This window comes from Woronichinia naegeliana WA131, assembly GCA_025370055.1.
Classification (GTDB): domain Bacteria; phylum Cyanobacteriota; class Cyanobacteriia; order Cyanobacteriales; family Microcystaceae; genus Woronichinia; species Woronichinia naegeliana.
The window spans coordinates 3,658,398-3,678,100 of record CP073041.1; the positions used below are offsets into that span (position 1 = coordinate 3,658,398).

General features: G+C 40.5%; 19 protein-coding genes. 10 read left to right on the top strand and 9 right to left on the bottom strand.

All coding sequences use genetic code 11. The features are described from left to right. Positions 1-33: 33 nt before the first annotated feature. From KA717_18525 to KA717_18545, 5 genes are all read left to right on the top strand, one after another. Entirely contained in the window at positions 34-1,863 is a 1,830-nt protein-coding gene (locus tag KA717_18525) for a DnaJ domain-containing protein (protein ID UXE64296.1), read from the top strand. A gap of 86 nt (positions 1,864-1,949) precedes the next feature. Next, positions 1,950-2,204, top strand: coding sequence for a hypothetical protein (locus KA717_18530; protein UXE64297.1), 255 nt, complete (start codon positions 1,950-1,952; stop codon positions 2,202-2,204). A gap of 118 nt (positions 2,205-2,322) precedes the next feature. Continuing rightward, complete coding sequence (locus KA717_18535) at positions 2,323-4,569, top strand: glycoside hydrolase (protein ID UXE64298.1); 2,247 nt, start codon at positions 2,323-2,325, stop codon at positions 4,567-4,569. A gap of 331 nt (positions 4,570-4,900) precedes the next feature. After that, the gene (locus KA717_18540) at positions 4,901-5,299 is read left to right on the top strand and encodes a hypothetical protein (protein ID UXE64299.1); all 399 of its coding nucleotides are present in this window, start codon (positions 4,901-4,903) and stop codon (positions 5,297-5,299) included. A 179-nt stretch (positions 5,300-5,478) separates the two neighbouring features. Beyond that, positions 5,479-7,527, top strand: a complete 2,049-nt coding sequence (locus KA717_18545; GenBank protein ID UXE64300.1) for an NACHT domain-containing protein — start codon at positions 5,479-5,481, stop codon at positions 7,525-7,527. Positions 7,528-7,694: 167 nt separating this feature from the next. On the opposite strand, the gene KA717_18550 is transcribed toward KA717_18545, so the two are convergent. Then, the gene (locus KA717_18550; GenBank protein ID UXE64301.1) at positions 7,695-8,678 is read right to left on the bottom strand and encodes an IS110 family transposase; all 984 of its coding nucleotides are present in this window, start codon (positions 8,676-8,678) and stop codon (positions 7,695-7,697) included. Between the two features lie 610 nt (positions 8,679-9,288). Here KA717_18550 and KA717_18555 point away from each other — a divergent pair. Both KA717_18555 and KA717_18560 read left to right on the top strand, forming a co-directional pair. Then, entirely contained in the window at positions 9,289-9,594 is a 306-nt protein-coding gene (locus KA717_18555; protein ID UXE64302.1) for a hypothetical protein, read from the top strand. Beyond that, the gene (locus KA717_18560; protein ID UXE64303.1) at positions 9,591-10,010 is read left to right on the top strand and encodes a PIN domain-containing protein; all 420 of its coding nucleotides are present in this window, start codon (positions 9,591-9,593) and stop codon (positions 10,008-10,010) included. The genes KA717_18555 and KA717_18560 overlap by 4 nt, the downstream gene beginning before the upstream one ends. A gap of 274 nt (positions 10,011-10,284) precedes the next feature. Here the strand turns inward: KA717_18560 and KA717_18565 are convergent, their stop codons facing one another. The 5 genes from KA717_18565 to KA717_18585 form a co-directional block, all read right to left on the bottom strand. Then, positions 10,285-11,259 (bottom strand): helix-turn-helix domain-containing protein, encoded by a 975-nt coding sequence (locus tag KA717_18565; GenBank protein ID UXE64304.1) that lies wholly within the window; start codon positions 11,257-11,259, stop codon positions 10,285-10,287. A 57-nt stretch (positions 11,260-11,316) separates the two neighbouring features. After that, positions 11,317-11,544, bottom strand: a complete 228-nt coding sequence (locus KA717_18570) for a Txe/YoeB family addiction module toxin (protein ID UXE64305.1) — start codon at positions 11,542-11,544, stop codon at positions 11,317-11,319. Between the two features lie 2 nt (positions 11,545-11,546). Next, positions 11,547-11,759, bottom strand: coding sequence for a DUF2281 domain-containing protein (locus KA717_18575; GenBank protein ID UXE64306.1), 213 nt, complete (start codon positions 11,757-11,759; stop codon positions 11,547-11,549). Positions 11,760-12,087: 328 nt separating this feature from the next. Further along, positions 12,088-12,537, bottom strand: a complete 450-nt coding sequence (locus tag KA717_18580) for a hypothetical protein (protein UXE64307.1) — start codon at positions 12,535-12,537, stop codon at positions 12,088-12,090. A gap of 605 nt (positions 12,538-13,142) precedes the next feature. Further along, a complete protein-coding gene (locus KA717_18585; GenBank protein UXE64709.1) occupies positions 13,143-13,463 on the bottom strand; it encodes a hypothetical protein in 321 nt (106 codons plus the stop codon). Positions 13,464-13,741: 278 nt separating this feature from the next. Here KA717_18585 and KA717_18590 point away from each other — a divergent pair, with 278 nt between their 5' ends. Next, complete coding sequence (locus tag KA717_18590) at positions 13,742-14,365, top strand: CPP1-like family protein (GenBank protein UXE64308.1); 624 nt, start codon at positions 13,742-13,744, stop codon at positions 14,363-14,365. A 60-nt stretch (positions 14,366-14,425) separates the two neighbouring features. Here KA717_18590 and KA717_18595 read toward each other — a convergent pair whose 3' ends face one another. Continuing rightward, positions 14,426-15,109, bottom strand: a complete 684-nt coding sequence (locus KA717_18595; GenBank protein ID UXE64710.1) for an HAD family hydrolase — start codon at positions 15,107-15,109, stop codon at positions 14,426-14,428. Between the two features lie 389 nt (positions 15,110-15,498). Further along, complete coding sequence (psb29, locus tag KA717_18600) at positions 15,499-16,203, bottom strand: photosystem II biogenesis protein Psp29 (GenBank protein ID UXE64309.1); 705 nt, start codon at positions 16,201-16,203, stop codon at positions 15,499-15,501. 263 nt (positions 16,204-16,466) lie between these two features. Here psb29 and KA717_18605 point away from each other — a divergent pair, with 263 nt between their 5' ends. After that, positions 16,467-16,913, top strand: a complete 447-nt coding sequence (locus KA717_18605; GenBank protein UXE64310.1) for a hypothetical protein — start codon at positions 16,467-16,469, stop codon at positions 16,911-16,913. Between the two features lie 1,360 nt (positions 16,914-18,273). Here the strand turns inward: KA717_18605 and KA717_18610 are convergent. Further along, positions 18,274-18,708, bottom strand: coding sequence for an acyl-CoA thioesterase (locus tag KA717_18610; protein UXE64311.1), 435 nt, complete (start codon positions 18,706-18,708; stop codon positions 18,274-18,276). An 86-nt stretch (positions 18,709-18,794) separates the two neighbouring features. Here KA717_18610 and KA717_18615 point away from each other — a divergent pair, with 86 nt between their 5' ends. Next, positions 18,795-19,679 carry an ABC transporter permease gene (locus KA717_18615; protein UXE64312.1) on the top strand — a complete coding sequence of 295 codons (885 nt, stop codon included), beginning with the start codon at positions 18,795-18,797 and terminating at the stop codon, positions 19,677-19,679. Positions 19,680-19,703 lie beyond the last annotated feature (24 nt).

The following is a 19,703-nucleotide window of genomic DNA, read 5'->3' on the forward strand; positions in this document are numbered from 1 at the left end:
ATTGAAGATGTCGTCTAAGAATTCATTGGAAAAATGATCAATTTAAAAACAGATCAGGGTTTTGTGGTGGTTGGAGCGGCGACAGGTCAAGTGATTGCCAGTCAAATCGGTGGCGTTGGTGTGGTTGGCGGCTTTGGCGGTATGGCTTTGGGAACGCCTGTTATTGTCGTGGGGGGCGCGATCGCCGGTGCAGCGATTCAGGGAATTGTGGAAGGAATAGAAACGGGAGATGTGAAGATTTTAGGGGTGACGACATTGGGATCGGTGTTAGGAGCCGGTTTTTCGGCAGCAGTGGGTAAAGTGGGCGTTGGTGTGGCGGGTAGTGCGTTTGGAGTTGGCATGGGAACAATGGCGGCAACAGGAGGATTATTGGCGTTGGGGGTTTATCAGTTAATTAAAATGTGTGGTAATCATTCTTCCTCAAGTAAATATTTTGAAAACTTGTTATTTCTAGAGCAAATTACTGAAGAATACGAAAACGAGAAAAAATGGCATAATTTAGAAATCGAAAACGAACTGCAAGAATTAAAGAATGAACTGGAGAAAAACCTATTAGAAAATAATAGTCAAGATTACCAATGGCAACCTCTCGAAAATGAAGAAGAATTAGAAAACTTAAAAGAGCAATTGACAACTTATCTGCAAAATGAACATTGCTCGACAAAAACTTTATATGATTCCAATGATTCTCAACAAGAACAGGGCAACATAATTTTGATTAATACGCCTAACTTTGTTTGGGAACCCAGAGATCTTACCCATTTTGAATCCCATCCTGTCAGTGCGGTAGCGATCGCCCCGAATAATCAATATTTCTTCAGTGGAGATAGTAAAGGCATTGTTAACCTTTGGGATTTAAACACCCATAAATTGCTATTTAGTTTTATCGGTAATCGAGAGGAAATTCAAGCGATCGTCGTTAGTCCTGATGGACAAAAACTATTGGCCGCAGGTTTTGATCGCCGCATTAGTGCCTGGCAGATTGAAAGAAAATCTATTTTTTCAGGATTTTATAGTCTGAATTCTCGGTATAGTCATGAAGGCGTTATTCATGCCCTAACAGTAAGTCCTGATGGTCAACTCGTTGTGAGTGGAGGAAGCGATCATAAGATTAAAATTTGGGGAGGAATTACTGGCAAATGGGAACGAACTTTAAATGGTCACACGGATAGTATTTTCGCTTTAGTTTTCAGTACCGATGGAAAAATGTTAGTCAGTGGCAGTGCGGATAAAACCATTCGTCTGTGGCATTTAAGCAATTATCAAGAACCTGAGATTTTACAAGGTCATGATCAACGAATTACTTGTTTAGAAATAACGAATAATAACCAATATTTAATCAGTGGTAGTTTGGATGGCATCATCCATATCTGGGATTTAGTAACTAAAACGATTGTTAAAAGGATCAAGGCTCATTCCCAGGGAATCTTGTCTTTAGCCATTAACAACATTTCCCAAATTTTAGCAACTGCTAATTATCAAGAAATAAAATTATGGGATTTAGAGACTGGGAAATTATTACAAACCTTAGCAGGATGTCATCCGATTAAATTTAGTGCGGATGGAAAGATTTTGGTAACAGGCAATCCTGATCAGAAAAAAGTCTTAACAATCTGGCGATATAATGTAGGTAAATTTAAGCAAGAGCAAGATAATAATTTCGCGTTTGATTTTTCTCACAATTGGTGGGATATTTTAGGCGTTTCACCCAATGCCGATCCCCAAGAGATAAAACTAGCCTATTATTATTTAGCTAAACAATTCCATCCTGATCAAAATAATTGTCAAGAGGCTGTAAAATCAATGCAAGTCATTAATCATGCCTATAATCAATTTCGTCGTTTCTGCCGCGATCGCCCTTAGAGTTTATTTACCTAAAAAAGCTATTTTTAGAAAACTTTCCAGTCAAAAATGTTTATTATCTATAATCAAAATCAGAAAAATCTACGATGTTACAAGAGCTAACAGTGACTTACGACGGTTTAACTTTTCATCCAGAAGAAACTGTTCTTTTAGAACCAAATACCCGCTATCTGATTCAAATTATTTCTCAAGCAGACCAAACCCAAAAAGTCGATAACAATGCTTGGGATATTTTAGAAGAAATGACAGGAACCTATGAAGCTCCTGAAGATTGGTCAAGTGAACATGATCATTATTTATATGGTACTCCTAAGAAAAATTCCAATGATGAGCAAGGATAGACTTTTTTTAGATACCGTTTTTATTCAGGCAATTCTGAATCCTCATGATCAGTATCATACTGCGGCAAAAAAAATCTTACCTCGTGTTAAAACGGCTAACTCCTAACCCTAAAATCCTATGTCTCACCCACTTTACATCGCTTTTATTTGGCATCAACACCAACCCCTCTATAAATCCAAAGATAGCTTCGGTCAGGGACATAGTTACCGTTTGCCCTGGGTGAGGTTACACGGGACAAAAGACTATCTCGATCTCGTTTTACTATTAGAAAAATATCCTAAACTTCATCAAACCTTTAATCTGGTTCCTTCTCTAATTTTGCAACTAGAAGATTATGCTAAGGGCACAGCAATGGATCCCTATTTAGCCCTAACCTTAACTCCAGAGCAACAGTTAACCCTAGAGCAAAAACGCACGATCTTAAATACTTTTTTTGATGCTCATCACCGCACCTTAATTGATCCCCATCCCCGTTATCGTCAACTGTACGGACAAAGACAAGATAAAGGCATAACCTGGTGTTTAGACAATTGGAATTTACAGGATTATAGTGATCTGTTGGCTTGGCATAATTTAGCTTGGATTGATCCGCTTTTTCAGGAAGACGATCAGGAACTTCGCTATTGGTACAATCAGCAAAAAGGCTTTACTCTCAGCGATCGCCAACGAATTATTGCTAAACAACGGCAAATTATTGAGCGCATTATTCCCCAACACCGTCGGATGCAAGAAACAGGACAAATTGAAATTACCACGAGTCCCTATACCCATCCTATTTTGCCCTTATTAGCTGATACGAGATCGGGGCGTGTAGCCATACCAGATATGCCCCTACCCGAACCCCGTTTTTGTTGGTCAGAAGATATTGCTCGTCATTTACAAAAAGCGAAAACGATTTACCGCGATCGCTTTAATTGTCAACCCAGGGGACTTTGGCCGTCCGAGCAATCCGTTAGTCCAGCCATCTTAGCCGATATTGCCCAGGCACGCTTTGAATGGCTCTGTTCCGATGAAATGGTTTTAGGCCATAGCTTGCAACACTACTTTCATCGAGATGAACAGGGTTTAATTGCCGAGCCAGAATTATTGTATCGTCCCTATCGTTTAGAAACCCCGGATGGTGATCTGGCCATTGTCTTTCGGGATCATCGTCTTTCCGATCTGATCAGTTTTACCTATCCCACTTTCTCTCCAGAAGTCGCCGCCAGGGATTTAATTAGCCACTTAAACGCGATCGCCTTTTCATTAAAACAGCGTCAAAGCGATCCGCAATCCTCAGCTTTACAAGAACCTTGGCTCGTGACTATTGCCTTAGATGGCGAAAATTGTTGGGAAAATTATCTTCAGGATGGTTTACCGTTTCTTACCCATCTCTATGAAAGATTAAGCCGTTCTGAGCATCTCCAACTCGTCACTGTGGATGAATTTTTGCGCCAGTTTCCCACCGTTCATACCTTACCGATTAATCAACTTCATAGTGGTTCCTGGATTGACGGGACTTTTCGTACCTGGATCGGCGATCCCATAAAAAATAAAGCCTGGGAATACCTGATTGATGCCCGCCAAATTTTGGCTAATCATCCCGAAGCGACCGAAGAAAATAACCCTGAAGCCTGGGAATCTCTCTATGCCGCCGAAGGTTCAGATTGGTTCTGGTGGTTTGGAGAAGGAAATTCAAGCCGTCAAGATGAAATTTTTGATCAACTTTTTCGAGAACATCTTTGCACCCTTTATCGCTCCCTCAATGAAACCATTCCTGGCTATCTTTACCATCCGTTAGAAAGTTATCCTAAAAAAGGAAAACAAGTTCCCGAAGGTTTTATTCATCCGGTGATTGATGGCATTGGTGATGAAGAGGATTGGGAAAAGGCTGGACGCATTGAGCTAGGGGCTAAGGGCGCAATGATTGCCAATACTTTAGTTCGGCGTATTTTTTACGGTTTTAATCATCAATATTTATACTTTAGACTAGATTTCAAATCAGGAGTAAAAATTGGTCAGGGATTACCCAATGAGTTACATTTATTCTGGTATTATCCTGGCTCAATCCAACCCAATTGTCCTGTCCCTCTGGCCCATGTACCAGAACAACCGCCAGTTAATTATTATTTTCACCACCATTTAGGTATTAATTTACAACGACAGACAACTTGGTTAGAAGAAGTGATCAATCCTTTTCAGTGGCATCCCCGTCCTTGTCAGGCAAAAGTGGCTTTTCAATCCTGTTTAGAAATTGCTATTCCCTGGTCGGATCTCCATAAAGAACCCGATACGGTTTTGCATTTATTGGGGATTTTGGCGGAACAGGGAGAATACCATAGCATGATTCCAGAGGAGTCTTTAATCCTATTAAAAATCCCCTAAAATACTTAATAACTAGATAGGGTTACAGATTGGGTCATGAAGTGGCGATCGCCTTCCATTTTTAGCACTTAAACAGCGATCGCCTTCCATTTTTAGCACTTAAACAGCGATCGCGGTTTTAAGCAAAAATTCTGAACGTAAATCGTAGCTTAATCCTTTCGACAAATAACAAAACTTAATAAAATTTGGTGATCGCCTCTGAACTGATAAATTGCGATCGCCGTTAGTAGATTTTGCTATGATGACATGAATTAACCATGTAGAAAAAGAAGCAGGGAGTAACTCAATGTTTGGCAAGTTTTTCAAAAAACAACCCGATCAATCCCAGAGTATGAGCGGGATTACGGTTAATGGCGGTGTGGTTCAGCAGGGTCAAGCGGGTCGTGATCTGCAACAAGTTCAATCGGGAAATCTGGATACGAAACAACAAATCACGAATATCGAAGTCGTTAAGCAATTGGAACAGTTGGAAAATTCTGTCAAAAGTGCGACCTTACCCCAAGCTCAAAAAGATGAAATTCTAGATTATTTGCGTCCCGCTAAACGTGAAGCGGCTAAGGATTCAGCCAATAAGGATTTGATCGGGCAAAATCTGAAGCAGGTTAATGAGACACTAAAAACAGTCAAGGAAACAACGGAAACAGGAAAAAGTCTCTGGAATACTGCCCAGGAGGTTTTTAAAACGGTTAGCCCCTGGTTGGGTGTTGCGGCACATTTCTGGGGACTGTAGGGGCTTGGTCTCCAAGTCCAATAGACATCTCCAAATTAAGTAAGGGCAATTCATGAATTGCCCCTACCAAGGGTTTCAATCGATGCACTCTTTATTTCTGGAGATATCTAATACTTAATAGATTTGGGAACCAAACCTCTACAAATAATTAAATCGTTATTTATTACGGATTTGCTGTTATGACTTCACAGGATCAAAATATTGATCATAGCGAGATTAACAATAGTAGCGTTCAACAAAGTCAAGCGGGACAAAACGCGGTTAGTTTTAGCAATAGCCGTGATAATCAGGTTGTGATTGAAAATACGTTTTTGCGGTTATTTGGTCGCTCTGAATCGAATCAGGTGGATTGGGATTGGGCAAAATTATTATTAGAAAAAAAGCAATTACCTGAAATTCGTACACGTTTGACGGATACGTTGGGCAGAGAGCGAATTTTGATGGATGTTTCGATTGCAGAACAGCAACAATGGGTGAATCGTTTACAAACGGATCGTCAGTTACAGATTAATGGTAAAAATAGCGGTTTACTTGATCCAAATAAACTATTAATTGAAACTTTTGGACGGGATGATATTGCAGGAAAATTATTGATTTTAGGTGCGCCTGGTTCAGGGAAAACAACGGCATTATTAAGTTTAGCGGAACAATTAGTTATCGGAGCTATTGAGCAATCGCAAACAGTGATTCCAGTTATTTTGGAGCTTTCGACCTGGCGCGAGGATAGTCAAAGTATTGAGGCTTGGATTATTGAGCAGCTGTATGATTTGCATGGGGGAGATCGTAAACAAAAAATCTATGAGAAATATCTAAAGCGACAGGTTTTATTGCCGTTATTGGATGGGTTAGATGAGTTGGGTTTGGAACGACAAAAAAAGTGTACAGAGAAGTTAAATGAATTTGCGCGAACCTATCCGCAATTAGTAGTTTGTTGTCGGGTTAGGGAATTTGAAACGGCGAATATTAAGTTGAGTAATCTGAATGGAGCGATCTGTCTTCAGGAATTATCAGATAGACAAATTGAGGCTTATTTTCAGAGTATTAATCGGGCTGATTTATGGTCAGCAATGAAAACTAATTCGGCGTTACAAGGGTTATTGCAAGCAACGAGAGAAGGTGAGGCTGGTTTATTGCGAGTGCCTTTATTTATTAAGCTTTTGGCTGATGTTTATGATCCTCAACAGCCAATTAAAAATAAAGCTGATTTATTGGAAAAATATATTGAACGTCAGCTATCTTTTGATCAACGTTCTTCAGATCACAGAAAAGGGATGAAAAATCATCGTTGGGCTTATAAAATCATAGAAAAAGAACCAAGATTGGATAAAACGATTAATAGTCTAAGTTGGGTTGCTAGACAATTAAAAGTAAATAATACAGTGGAGTTATTGATTGAGCAAATGCAACCTAGTTGGCTCGAATCTAAGGCTCTAAAATTACGCTATCGGCTGATTTTGGGGCTGATTGGGGGGCTGATTTTGGGGCTGATTGGGGGGCTGATTTTTGGACTGATTTTGGGGCTGATTTTTGGACTGATTTTGGGGCTGATTTTGGGGCTGATTTTTGGACTGAATGATGTTGAGGTCGTCGAAGCCTTTCAAATACCCCGCTCAAAAACTTCCAGACAAAGCTTTTTCAAGGAATTTTGTGAGGGGCTGATTGGGGGGCTGATTGGGGGGCTGATTTGGGGGCTGATTGGGGGGCTGATTTTGGGGCTGATTGGGGGGCTGATTTTGGGGCTGATTTGGGGGCTGATTTTGGGGCTGATTTTGGGGCTGATTTGGGGGCTAAAGCAAGAATTAAAGGAGCGATCACATCCGAATCAAGGCATTTGGAACTCTTTGCAAAGTGTGATTTGGACAACTGCTTTTAGTTATCCTCTGGGCGTGATTCTCAATACTTCATTCTCTTTACTTCGGAAAGCTTCTGTTAAAAATCCTGACTGGCTCCATTTGCTCAGTTCCGCCCTACCCGACTCTCTACTTGCGGGGATTTTCTGGTCACTATTCTTCGGGGTTTGGCTTGGTGGTGGTGTAGCCTGTATGCAACATTTTTCTCTGCGTTTTGTCCTCTGGCAAAGCGGCACTATTCCCTGGAACCTTGCTCGTTTCCTTAACTATTGTGTTGAACGGCGTTTATTACTTAGAGTCGGAGGTCGTTACCGTTTTCTGCACCGTGAACTCCTCGATCACTTTGCCCAATTACCGCCTGGAACACAGATTAAATAGATTACGCTGTGAAAGTCCCCCTTTTTAAGGGGGATTTAGCGATTATCTTGTTTGTCAAGGCCTTGATAGGATCGCTATCAAATAAAATTAGTCAAAACAAACAACTCATCCTCATACAACTCGTCAGAGAATGAGTTATGTTAACTCTTTCAACCAATATCAGAGAATTAGCACGCTTGCAGTTTTTCCTCCTTTGTCTCTATATTTTCAGGACATCGCCAAGGTTTTTGACTCTTGACTATAGCATGAAGAAATCCCAATAGCTTATGAGCGCAGGCAATTAAAGCTACTTTTTTGGCCTTACCTGCCTGGAGCAATTTTTGATAAAACGCCTTAATTACCGGATTGTGTTGTATTGCCACTAGGGCTGACATATACAGCACGGCACGCACCCTTGCTCGTCCACCGATAATACGTCGTTTTCCTCGCATTTGCCCACTGTCACAGTTCATGGGAGCAATTCCCACTAGACTCGACAGTTTCTTCAATGGTAGCTCTCCTAATTCTGGCAACATTGATAGCAAGGTCACGGCCGTTACTCTGCCCACTCCAGGTACACTGGTTAATAGCTCATACTGCTTTTTACTCTCTTCGTTGTCTTGCCGCAGTTGGTCTATCTGCTCATCCATTCCTTTTATCCTTTGTTTGAGCCATTGAATATTAGTCTCAATGTCAGCTTTCGCCGTGCTACTACGAACACTGTGCGCTCGTTTTTGTTCACTGTTTAGCATTTCCACTAACTGACTACGACGATTGACCAAATCGGATAAAGCTACTTGAGATTCTGATGCTAACGGTTTTGGGCTTGGTTGCAAGGCTTCTCCAAAATGGGCTAATACCTCGGCATCTATTTTGTCCGTTTTCGCTAGACGACCTGATGCCTTGGCAAAATCTCTGGCTCTTTTGGGATTAATCACTGCTACCTTGAATTCCTCTTTTTGCAGCTTGTGAGCCACTCCTCTTTCCATTCCTCCTGTTGATTCGATGATGATTAACTCAATTTTGTATTTTTTGAGTTGTTCGCTTAATTCCTGCCAGCCTGACTCTTGATTGGTTACTTGCAAAACCTTATTCGCTGGACGTAAAGCTATGTCCAACTTGGCTTTGCTGACGTCTATACCAACCCATTGGCTTGCTACTTGAGTTTCCATGCTTTTACCCCTTTACTTTGAGTTTTTATCTTCATTACTCGACCTTGTTCACTACGGGTTCGTGACCCTCTCGATTTTTCGAGTTTTTGAAGGATTGATGAGTGGCGACCTAGACTAAATCTCGGCTTTTATAACCAAGGGGGAATCGGTCTACCACTCTTCCTTTAAGATACAAGGGGGATCAAACTCAAGTCTATTGGCTCACAATTGGCTCTCAAAATAATAGTTAATCGCTTTTCCCGTCAATTCCTTTACAGCGATCGCTTTAACCCCTCCTTTACCAGAAACGACCCCTCGCCCTGTTATCAAATTTTAAAAACGCGATCGCCGTCTCTTTGTTGGTTAAAGTTTAAAATAGCGATCGCCCCTTAGCCCAATAAATTGCGATCGCCTTTCAGAGCAAGCTTCGTAGCTTGGGTTGACGAAGGGAAACCCAATATTTCTACACACACAATATCTCCTCTCCAAAACGAATTAACACCATTGTTATTTAATTTGTTGAGTTGCGTTCCTTAACCCAACCTACCGAGTTTTTGAGAAATTTGAGTGTGATCTCGCCGTCTATTTTGTTGATGTTTATAAGTGCGATCACCGTCTATTTTGTTGAAATTTGGAAGAGCGATCGTCGTTTTTTGACGTTCCAGTTATAATAGAAGCAATTACAATTTTTTTTTCCATGAACATTAAAACCCAACTATTAGAGGCAATTGAACAGGCCCCTGATTCAGTAATACAAGAAACGTTCAATTTTTTATCATCAGCCCAATCTGACTATCTCCACTCTCAATCCGCAGGCGATGCAATTTTATCACTTCTCGATCAAATACCTTTAAACCCCGAAGACTTAAAGAATTTGCCCAATGATCTCGCCGCTCAACATGATCATTATCTTTACGGTGTTCCAAAAAGTGATTGAAAATTGCCATGAAAACAATTTTTGCAGATACTTTTTATTGGGTTGCATTGATTAATGATCGAGATAATTGGCATGAGCAAGTTGTGGTCAAAACTCGTGAACTTCAACAAGTTAAAATTATGACAACTGATGAAATTTGTATCGAAGTTTTAAATAACTTATCGGGTTATGGTGAGTCTGTAAGAAGACGAACTTGGCAGCTTTTTCAAGGTTTACAAAACACCCCTAATATCCTTATTTTGCCCCAAACTCGTCAATCTTTTGAAATAGGATTAGAGTTGTATAAGGTTCGCCCAGACAAAGAGTATAGTTTAACGGATTGTATTTCAATGCAAACAATGCGTCAAAGAAATATAACGGAGATATTAACCCATGATAAACATTTTGCACAAGAAGGTTTTATTCTTCTTTTTTAATGATGCAGGCGATCGCCGTCTTCTTGTTGGTTAAAATTTCAAACCGCGATCATTCCTTACAAGAGATAAAACTGCGAGCATTCCTTACAAGAGATAAAACTGCGAGGCTCTGCCCTTAACTGTGTGGAAAATGGGGTTATAGTAATCACTAGCACGGACAAGCGAACAGCAAAAGTATTGCTAAAAAAGGATTCCATAAATTCATAAGCGTGACCTATCACACACAATAGCGGAGAGCCAACTAAATTAGAGTCTAACAAAAAAATCATACGCTTTACTCCTCCATACTTGGACAATCAGAGTTAGAACTAGATGAGATAACCTCTATTGTTTCGTTTTCCATAATTTGGCGTAATTTGTCTTTGAATAAAGGCTTATTCACAGAAGAATTCGTATCATAATCGTTAAACAGAAAATCGTCAGGAATACTAGAAACTAAATTGCCAACAGTCGCTAAATAGTCATTTAACTCCATTTTATGAGCTTGGGCAAATAACTGTAAGGTGGCAACTTTCGTTCCTTCTCCCTTTTCAATCCGACTTACTTGCCTTTCTGATAAACCAATAATATCCGATTGTTTCAGCTTGTGTTGCTTGCGTAAAGCGGCGATCGCTTTTCCAAATAAGACATCATGGGTAAGTCTTTGAGCATCAAATTTGGCTTTAATTTGAGGATTAATTACATAACGCAAAGCATCTAAATCGAGATGAATATCTTGCTTTTCCCAATACAGATAACTCCCCTCCTCGGAGATCATAAAATTACTCTGTTCTGCCGTTGGGATATTTTTTAAACAGGGTAAGTCAGCAAAAGCGACCTCGAATTTTTCCATGCCACAACTTAAAACCAAAAGGCGATCGCCTAGAACCGTTGCCTTGGCAATTAACTGATCCTGTGCTCCCCAACTCCAGGCATTAATGACTCGTTGAGGAAGATTTGATTCTGAATCTTGATAAGATAAAGTATTTCGCAAGGTACGCAAATTTGCCCGCTCTAGTATCTGGGGTAACCAACTTGGATTAATATCTTCCCGAATAAAAAGAACGCGCAGATGATGTTTTTGGTTAGTATTTCTTACTAAAGAAGAAACATTATTTAAATGGGTAGCAGAAGTTAAAATAAATAAATTTGGCACTGACTCCAAACTAGAATCCATACTATTAATTATTTGGACGGGGGGAGAAAAAGATAGATTTTCCTGACTCTTCTGGTCTTGGATCAAAACCGTCATAGTTTGAGTGCTTGACATTAGTAATTCTCCTTAATACACACTTTTTGTTCCCATCCCATCCGGAGAGATTTAAGATTAGTTAAAACCAGTTTTAATCACTCGATAGACTAACCGATGCTTAATATTGATTCGTCGTGAATAACAACCCTTAAGATTGCCCACCAATTTTTCATAATAAGGGGAATTCAGAAAGGGATTTTCCCGAAGAATACCAACAAGTTCCTTAATCTTGTTAAAAAGACCAATATTTCTCAGCTTTTCTAAATCTTCTTGGGCTTTTTTACTCAGAATAACTTCCCACATCCTTATAAACCTAATTCCGTAGCATTAACCCATTCCGATCTCGGACTCTTAATGACTTCTTCAATAGAATCAACATAACCAGGAATAGAATTTAAATAGTCCATATCACTAGTCTTTTGGTATTTACTAGATAAATACTCTGCATAATGAAGAACCTCAACTTGTAGAGATTCAGGTAATTGTTCCAATTGCTCAAGAACCTGCGAACTAATCATAAAATCTACTCAACTCTTTAGGATACTCACCTTAATAAAGATTATACTCCCAATTCTATAAAATATTTATCGTAACAGCAATCGCGTTTAATGATTTAGAAAAAGTGATCACCTTTCCCCTATTGTTAAAATTTTAAAAATGCGATCATTTTTCCTGTTAAAAGTGCGATCCTTTAGTTTTTGAACGTGCGATTACTTTGGCTACTGAAAGTGCGATTATTTTGGCTTTTGAGTGCGATTACTGCAACTGTTGAAAACGCGATCGCTTTAGCTTTTAAAAGTGTAATCACACCCGCCAGTCTAATCCCTTTCATCCTTGTCTCTGTTTTTACCTGCGGAATGTGGGCTGAATCATTTTTTGGAGAATTTCTTCTAGTTCGGTAATTAGGGTATCTAAGGTTCTAGTTTCTTGCTCAAAACAAGCTTGGGGAGGAGAATTGGGTTTAAAAAATAATAGTTTTAGCTGGCCTGGCCCGATCGCCAAGATTGTTACTTCCGTTTGAGGATCATAACCATCTAAAATCCCTAGAATTTCCTGTACTTGGTTGTCAACCTTTTGATTTAAAATCTCTAACTGCGATCGCGAAGCACAGATAAAGTGGGCTTGAGGTAAGAGATCAATCCCTAAAATCGCATCGGCATCTTGCCATTCCTGTTGCAAACCCCAGGCGATCGCCGCCAGAGCCACTTGATAATCTTGAACAAAACGGTTTAGCTGAAACCGCCACTGATTAGCCGCATCATCATCGGGCAAGGAAGCCCCTAAAGGTAACATCATCAATTGTCTAAAAGTCTGATCACGAATCTGATCCTAATCATAACCTCGACTAGGAGGCACACAGAAAACGGAGTTAACCGAAGTTAAACAGCGTCAACTGCTTTATATTCGCTCCCCGATTGACCGATGGAGGCTTACGCTTCCTTGGTTCTAGGGTCTGGGACTTGCCTTTGTCCGTTTTCGCCTCCAATAATCAACTTCCTTGTGGTATCAATTACTGGAAACTTCCGAGTCCGTTCTAGCAATATTTCCTTTGTTTTTTAAAAAACAAGGAGGCGGGGAGTTCAAAATCCTCCCTTCTTGCAGGATACCGTCGGCAACATTGGTATTTGAGTGCAATACGACCCCATTATCTCTGGTAAACTGCTCCCAGCGCGAGCCTCTTTAAGAGTCTCGAACTGAGAATCGAGTTGTGACGTATCAACACTTGTCAATTCCAACAATCGCGCAACCTACGCGATTTGAAACTTAATAACGATTGTAGCAAAAAAAGGGGGGAATTCTCTTATCGACAAGATTCTTTTTGCTCCGATTAACCCCGTTATACTTCGTTATTCCATGATCAGGTGTGTTGACTTAGCCGTGATGCAATTTGACTGCACACCCTAAATGTCTTCCATTTCCAATTGCGCGACCGTAATGGCTCCAAAAGCAAAGGCAAAGACCAAGGGCATCGGACTTTTCAGTATTGTACTTAATGTGGCTCCTAAAACCGTCACCGCGATCGCCGCCGCTAACCAGAAACGTTCCTCCCGACATAGCCCCTTTTTAGATTTGATAAAACGTAAGGTCTTCCAGGGAATAGGTTCAGGCATGACGGCATTGGGAGGAAAGGCCCAGTAATGGTTATAGCGTTCGACAAAAAGATCTGTCCAACCATTTTCTTCACACCATTCTTGAATCCAGTCATCACAAAAATGCTTCATCACTAACTTATTGTTTTAGATAGGGGAAAAATCTGTAAAAAGCCTATTTTTTAACGCTTTCAAAGTTGGATTCTATCTTAGCAAAGGAGATTCTCTACGTCTGCTCACTTCAATAAAACTTAATGTTTCTGCTTAATGTTTCTGCTCAATGTTTCTGCTTGAGTAAAAATACTTATCGTTATAATCTGGAAAGTCTGCGTTAGAATGGTTAACAAATTGCGGTAGTTACGCGACTTGTTAAGATATTGTGTTGTGTTGCATAAATGTATTAGGTAAGAATGAGCGAACAAACTCCCTACCAAACCTTAGGTGTAACGGAAAGTGCCTCTTTTGAAGAGATTCAAGCCGTTAAAAATCGTCTAAGTCAACAGTATCAAGGAGATACTAAAACTTTAGAACTGGTAGAAACTGCCTACGATGCAATTCTCATGGATCGTCTCCGGCTGCGTCAGGAAGGAAAAATTAAGGTTCCTGAAAAGATTCGGTTTCCTGAACGATTAGCAACTGCGCCTAAGGTCAATCAACCTTTGATGTCGGCTCAAGCTTCGCCCTGGCTACAAAAGTTAGTTGATACACCTTCTCGCAACGATATTCTATTACCTCTGGGGATTTTTGGCATTCTGGCTGGCATCAGCTTTTTGAGCCAGGATGCTACGGGATCTTTCCGTCCTTTCCTGTTAGTGATCGGGGTTTTTGCTAATATTTATTTTCTGAATCGTAAGGAAAGGAAATTTGGACGAGCTTTTCTCTTCACCTTAGCCGGATTGGTGTTAGGGGTTGGACTGGGAGCGGGTGTGACATTTCTCCTCAATGCCAATGCTCATCTAGGCGTTAATGGAGAGCAAGTGGCAACCGGAATGACCCTCTTGTTATTTTGGCTGATTAGTAGTTTCATTCGTTAGTTTTCTGAAATAAAGATAAACTCAAACTCTAAACGTGGCAATAAAGGTTAACAAGTTCAGTTACTTCATGGTTAGTACCAAATCAACGGCTTCCTTCAGATTGTTAACGATGAAGTTGGGTTGGTATTGTTCTAGTTGCTGGCGATCGCGGATACCGGAAAGCACTGCAATCATGGGAATCTGTTGGTTTTGCGCGGCCAGAATATCGGCTTCTGTATCCCCAATCATCCAACAGGCTTGGACAGGGAAAAGTTCGGCCATCGCTCTGGCCATCAAAAGCGGTTTGTCCTTAGTGTCAGCCGTTTTAACATAATCATTACTCAGACAATAACGGCGATCGCTGGCAAAAAAACGTCCTAAATTATTTCGTTCAAGGGCTTCATCCAATTCGCTGACACGGCGCATGGTCATCACCACCAGATCAATGTCTAGAGCTTGTAATTTTTCCAGGGTAGCGATCGCTCCTGGCAGGGGTTGGTCATAACTTAAATAGGGCAGGGTATGAACCGTGGCTTTCCGTAACTGGGAAAAAAGCTGGGATTGTTCGTCGTCAAGGCCAGAGCGTTGACCGATTTCCCGTTCTGGGATACGGCTCCGTTTTAATTGCCAAAAGTCTTCCTTTGATAACACTGAGAGCCTTTGGTTCGAACGCTGTACCTGGGCCAGGCAATACTGATAAACACGATAATACCGTTCAGACACATCCATAATCGGCCCATCAAAATCGGTAATCAGTCTCAACATCACGGTAAAGCCCAAAAGGTGTTACATTCGGCTTCCCAATTTACCGTAGTCCTAGCGCGATCGCAATTGTCATGTTGGCAGTTTGAAATCTTGTTTGTTCAAAAAACAAGCTGCCCAAAAGTTCAAAATCGTCAAGTCATGTTGACAAATCGTTACAAACTCTCTATGATTTGAAATGAAAGGTTATACGAACTCCTATACTTAGTATCTTTATCCCTCTACGACAGGTCTAGGGTTAGGCTAATTCGGTACCTTCCATTGACATTGAGTTCTCCTAGATAGGCTCCCCCAAATAAACAGGGGAGTTTTTTTCTGAGTAATGTTGGACAAAAAAAGATCCTACTTTCCAGTAGGACTTAAATCTTAAACTAGCATTTAATCGCCTTTTCCTAGGGAGTAGAAGCCGAATCTGAAGGACTGGAAGCCTGGACAAGTTTTTCTCGTTTTTTGCGCTCCGCTTCCGCCACATCTTCCAAAACCGTGAGGAGTTGATCTACCTTGTCCAAATTGCTGCGATAAAGGTCCAAATCTTTTTGCAGTTTATCTTCTGAACAGTTTAGGGTTACGGCCAACTGATTAAGGAGCAGATTCCGTTTTTCTTCAGAATTTTTGCATTCACTATCTGATTCGGTGATCAGGGTATAAAGTCCGATCGCAAAGGCACGACTGTACTTGAAATTGGTGGTTTGACGAATCCGATTCAGCGTTTGTCCTAAAAGATGATGCTCTGATTCCGTCGTCTGATTTTGGGCTAACTGATCGGCTAGGTCCGTAAAGGAAAGCGTTTGGCCACTCTGAAGGATCGCTTGGGCATCCTGTTGATATTGGTTGGGATTGCCAGCGATCGCTTGAATTAAGGCAGTAAAAATGGAGGCTTTATCTTCTTCCGGTTGATACCCCTTCATAAAACGGTCGAAGGCTGTGACAACCCCAAGGGCAAAGACAGGGTCATAGCGAAAATCAACATTTACCGTCAATAAATGGATCTCTACTAGTAATTCTTCCACAAACCGCCGATAGATCGAATTGATCGGACGACGATACTGGTCGTAGAAGGCTCGCTTTGCTTCTGAAACGGTACGAATTTTAGCCACAACTCCCACTTAACAAATAGTAATGTTATCTTCATTTTCTCCTGTCAGGCCCCCTTTGCCAAGTACTTCCCTCAAAGCCTGCTATTTCAGTCTCTTTTCCAGCCCCTGATCCGCCCACGGCGATCGCCCAAATTCAGACTGATAACGGGTCAATGTAAATTTTTATAACAAAAGATTGCAAAAGGTTACTGATCCTGGCTTGATAAGACAATGAAGAGGCAATTATTTTAATCATGAAACGTCTTTAAAATATTAGCCTATAGATGCAATCTTTAACTATCATTAGCATTAAAAACGAGGAAAGACTATCCATGCTCAAGAAATTATTTGGTGGTAAGAAAGAACAATTTTTTGCACAAATTGATGAATCGCAATTGGCTACTGCGGAAGCACCGGACCAGGCGGAAGTAACACCTGAACCCGTTGCCGTTGTAGAAGAAACCGTTGTCATCGCGGCAGAAACCGTTGTTGCTGAAACGCCTGCTCCCAAAGCCAAGAAAACGCCGGTGAAGAAAAGTAAGGCAGCTAAAACCGCTAAAACGACAGTGGCTCCAACCCCTGCACCTGTAGCCAAGGCTCCGGCCCCCGTTGATCCGAAAGAGGTTGCCTTTGCCTCACAATATTTAATTACCCAAACTCTATCTCGTCGTTTGCCCGGCCCTAGCCTCAATAAATATAAAGATATCGCTCGTCAGGTGACAAAACGTTAATCACCTTGGATTTGATAAGGCAATTCCCAAAATCAGGCCTGTATAGATTAGCCCAGACTCCTTGTTCTGGGTTTATTTTTTGCAAATCTGAGATTATGAAACTGTGGGCAATGTGGCAAACCGATGGATTAATTTTCTGAATTATAGTCAGTTCAGTTATCGAGAAATTACTTAATCACAGATTCAGAACATTACCTAAATGGTCGTCAAGTAAGCAACGTAAGCTGTCAACACTCTAAGTGGATATAAGCTAGAATATATAGACTTAATTTTTGATATAGTTATGCTGACGTTAGACTTCTTAGAAAAAAAACAAAGAAAGAGCTACAAAAAGCTCTAAAAACTGAGGAGCACGCGGTTACAAGAGAAAGAATATTAATTCTATTACTGATGAGGAATGAAGGGAAAAAAATGATGAAATATCAGAATTACTAGGATGTTGTAAAAGACAAGTCTGGTACTGGTGCAACAATGGAAATCCAAAAAATATAGAAAGCTTGAGAGACAAAAGAAAGAAAGGAAATCATAGGAAAGCAACAGAAGAATATATATAGAAATTGACCGAAGTAATAATCAAAGAGCCTGAAGAGTTCGGTTATGAATTTGGGCGTTGGACAGTAGTAAGATTAGCAACACATATGGAAAAAAAACGGGTATATTACTAGGCAATACACAACTTAGAAAGATTCCTTGCTGTAAAATTTTCGTTGATTACATCTGACGCGAGCTCGAAGCTCGAAAGCCCTATCGTACCGTTCACAGGATAATCTATCAACGAATTATTTACAGGTAGATAAATTTCATAATTATCTACTTTTTGTTTTTTTTATGCTACCGTTACTTTTGATTTAGGTTATTATAGTACCTGTATGTATAGGTAATTAATTTTGCATGACTACTTAATTGATTCCTTGTCAATAATTCTGAATAACCAAAGTTCTACGTCCGCTTGCGAATCAGTTTTTATGCCTCTTTAACGTCATTATGCCATTCTATCAATCGCCTGAATGCGTAGCTATACAAGGGTTTTAAGGATTTAAGCAAATATGATACCCCCCTGAACGCTTACCCTTGAGTCATCTAAAGAAGATTTATCTGTGCAAAGGTTTAAATCATTACGAGAGCTGTTGAGCAGCTAAGACAGGCTTCATTTAGTCGTACAAATTATCTTCTTTTGTACTGTATTAGCTTTTTCTTTATGGTCTATGTTTAGTGTTTTACTGGTTAAAAATTCCTATATATAGTGTGTAATCTTCAAATGTTTTTGAGCAGTACTAAATCAGGAGCATTAGCATTTTTTCTACCCTTTTTTCTTGCGCTTACCCTAAGTTGCACATCGCGTTTTGATTTGAATAGATTTTTAAGGGGAAATTAAGGGGTTATCTTTCCATTTTTCTAGACATTGACCAAGAGCAGGGCTGAGGGGAATTTTTTTGCGGGTGTGGGGATGAATACAAACATGGCGAGTTAGGGCTTGGGCCGCAGGTCGTTCCGATCGCCGTTCGGGGTGATCTAGAAAGACTTGATAGGTTAACTCAAAACCATATTCATTGAGTAGATGGCAGGAAAAGTTAATGAGGAGGCGATCGCCACATTGGAGCGGTGCAAAAAAGTCAATTTCGGCATGAACAATCGGTAAAATTATTTCAGAACGGGAGAGGAAAGTTTGTAAAGGAATGTTTTCTTGTTCTAGGGCAAATTCGTAGGCTTCATGACAAATGGAAAGCAAAGAGGCAAAATAAACAACTCCGGCAGCATCGGTGTCGCCTAAACGTAGGGTGCGAGCATAGGTCATGGGCAAATATAGTTTAAAATATGGTTTAGAATATAGTTTAAATTTATTTTAAATCACCGTTTATTTTATCTTTTTTTACACTTTTTATGACGGCTGAATTCATCACTCGATCGCCTTGGCAATTAGCATGGCAACGTTTTAAACGCGATCGCCTGGCTCTAGTCGGAACGGTTATTTTTTTACTGATTTTACTAGCCGTTTTAATTGGCCCCTGGGTTTATCGGGTTCCGATTGATCAAATTGATTTTAGTCAGACGGCGGCTCTCCCCAGTTGGCAACACCCTTTGGGTACCAATGACCTAGGACAGGATCAATTAGCGCGATTATTGGTCGGTGGCCGCATTTCTCTAACGGTTGGCATGACAGCAATGCTGGTTTCGATCACCCTCGGCACAGTAATTGGCTTGTTAGCCGGTTTCTATGGCGGTTTAATTGACACGCTTTTAATGCGAATGACGGATTTATTTTTGTCTTTGCCCCAGTTGCCTTTATTACTGCTCATTGTCTATCTTTTTCGAGATGCGATGAAAGCGATCGCTTCTCCAGAAATTGGCATTTTTTTATTGGTCGTGCTACTCATTGGTGGTCTCAACTGGATGACCGTTGCTCGTTTGGTGCGGGGCAATATTTTAAAACTCAGGGAAATGGAATTTATGAGTGCGGCGATCGCCCTGGGAGCTAGACCGAGAAGATTAATCTGGCAACATCTTTTTCCCAATGTTTTCAACATCATTATTGTGGCGGCAACCTTGGCGATCGGCAATGCCATTATTACCGAATCAACCCTCAGCTTTTTAGGATTGGGATTTCCTCCCGATGTTCCCACCTGGGGACAAATGCTTTATACCGCTAAAGATTATTTAGCAACGGCTCCCCAGATGGTTATTTTTCCTGGATTAGCTATCTTTTTAACTGTTGTCAGTATTAATTATATAGGTGATGGTCTTCGGGATGCCTTGAGCCATCGATAAATAGGAGGAAAAACAGGATGAGAA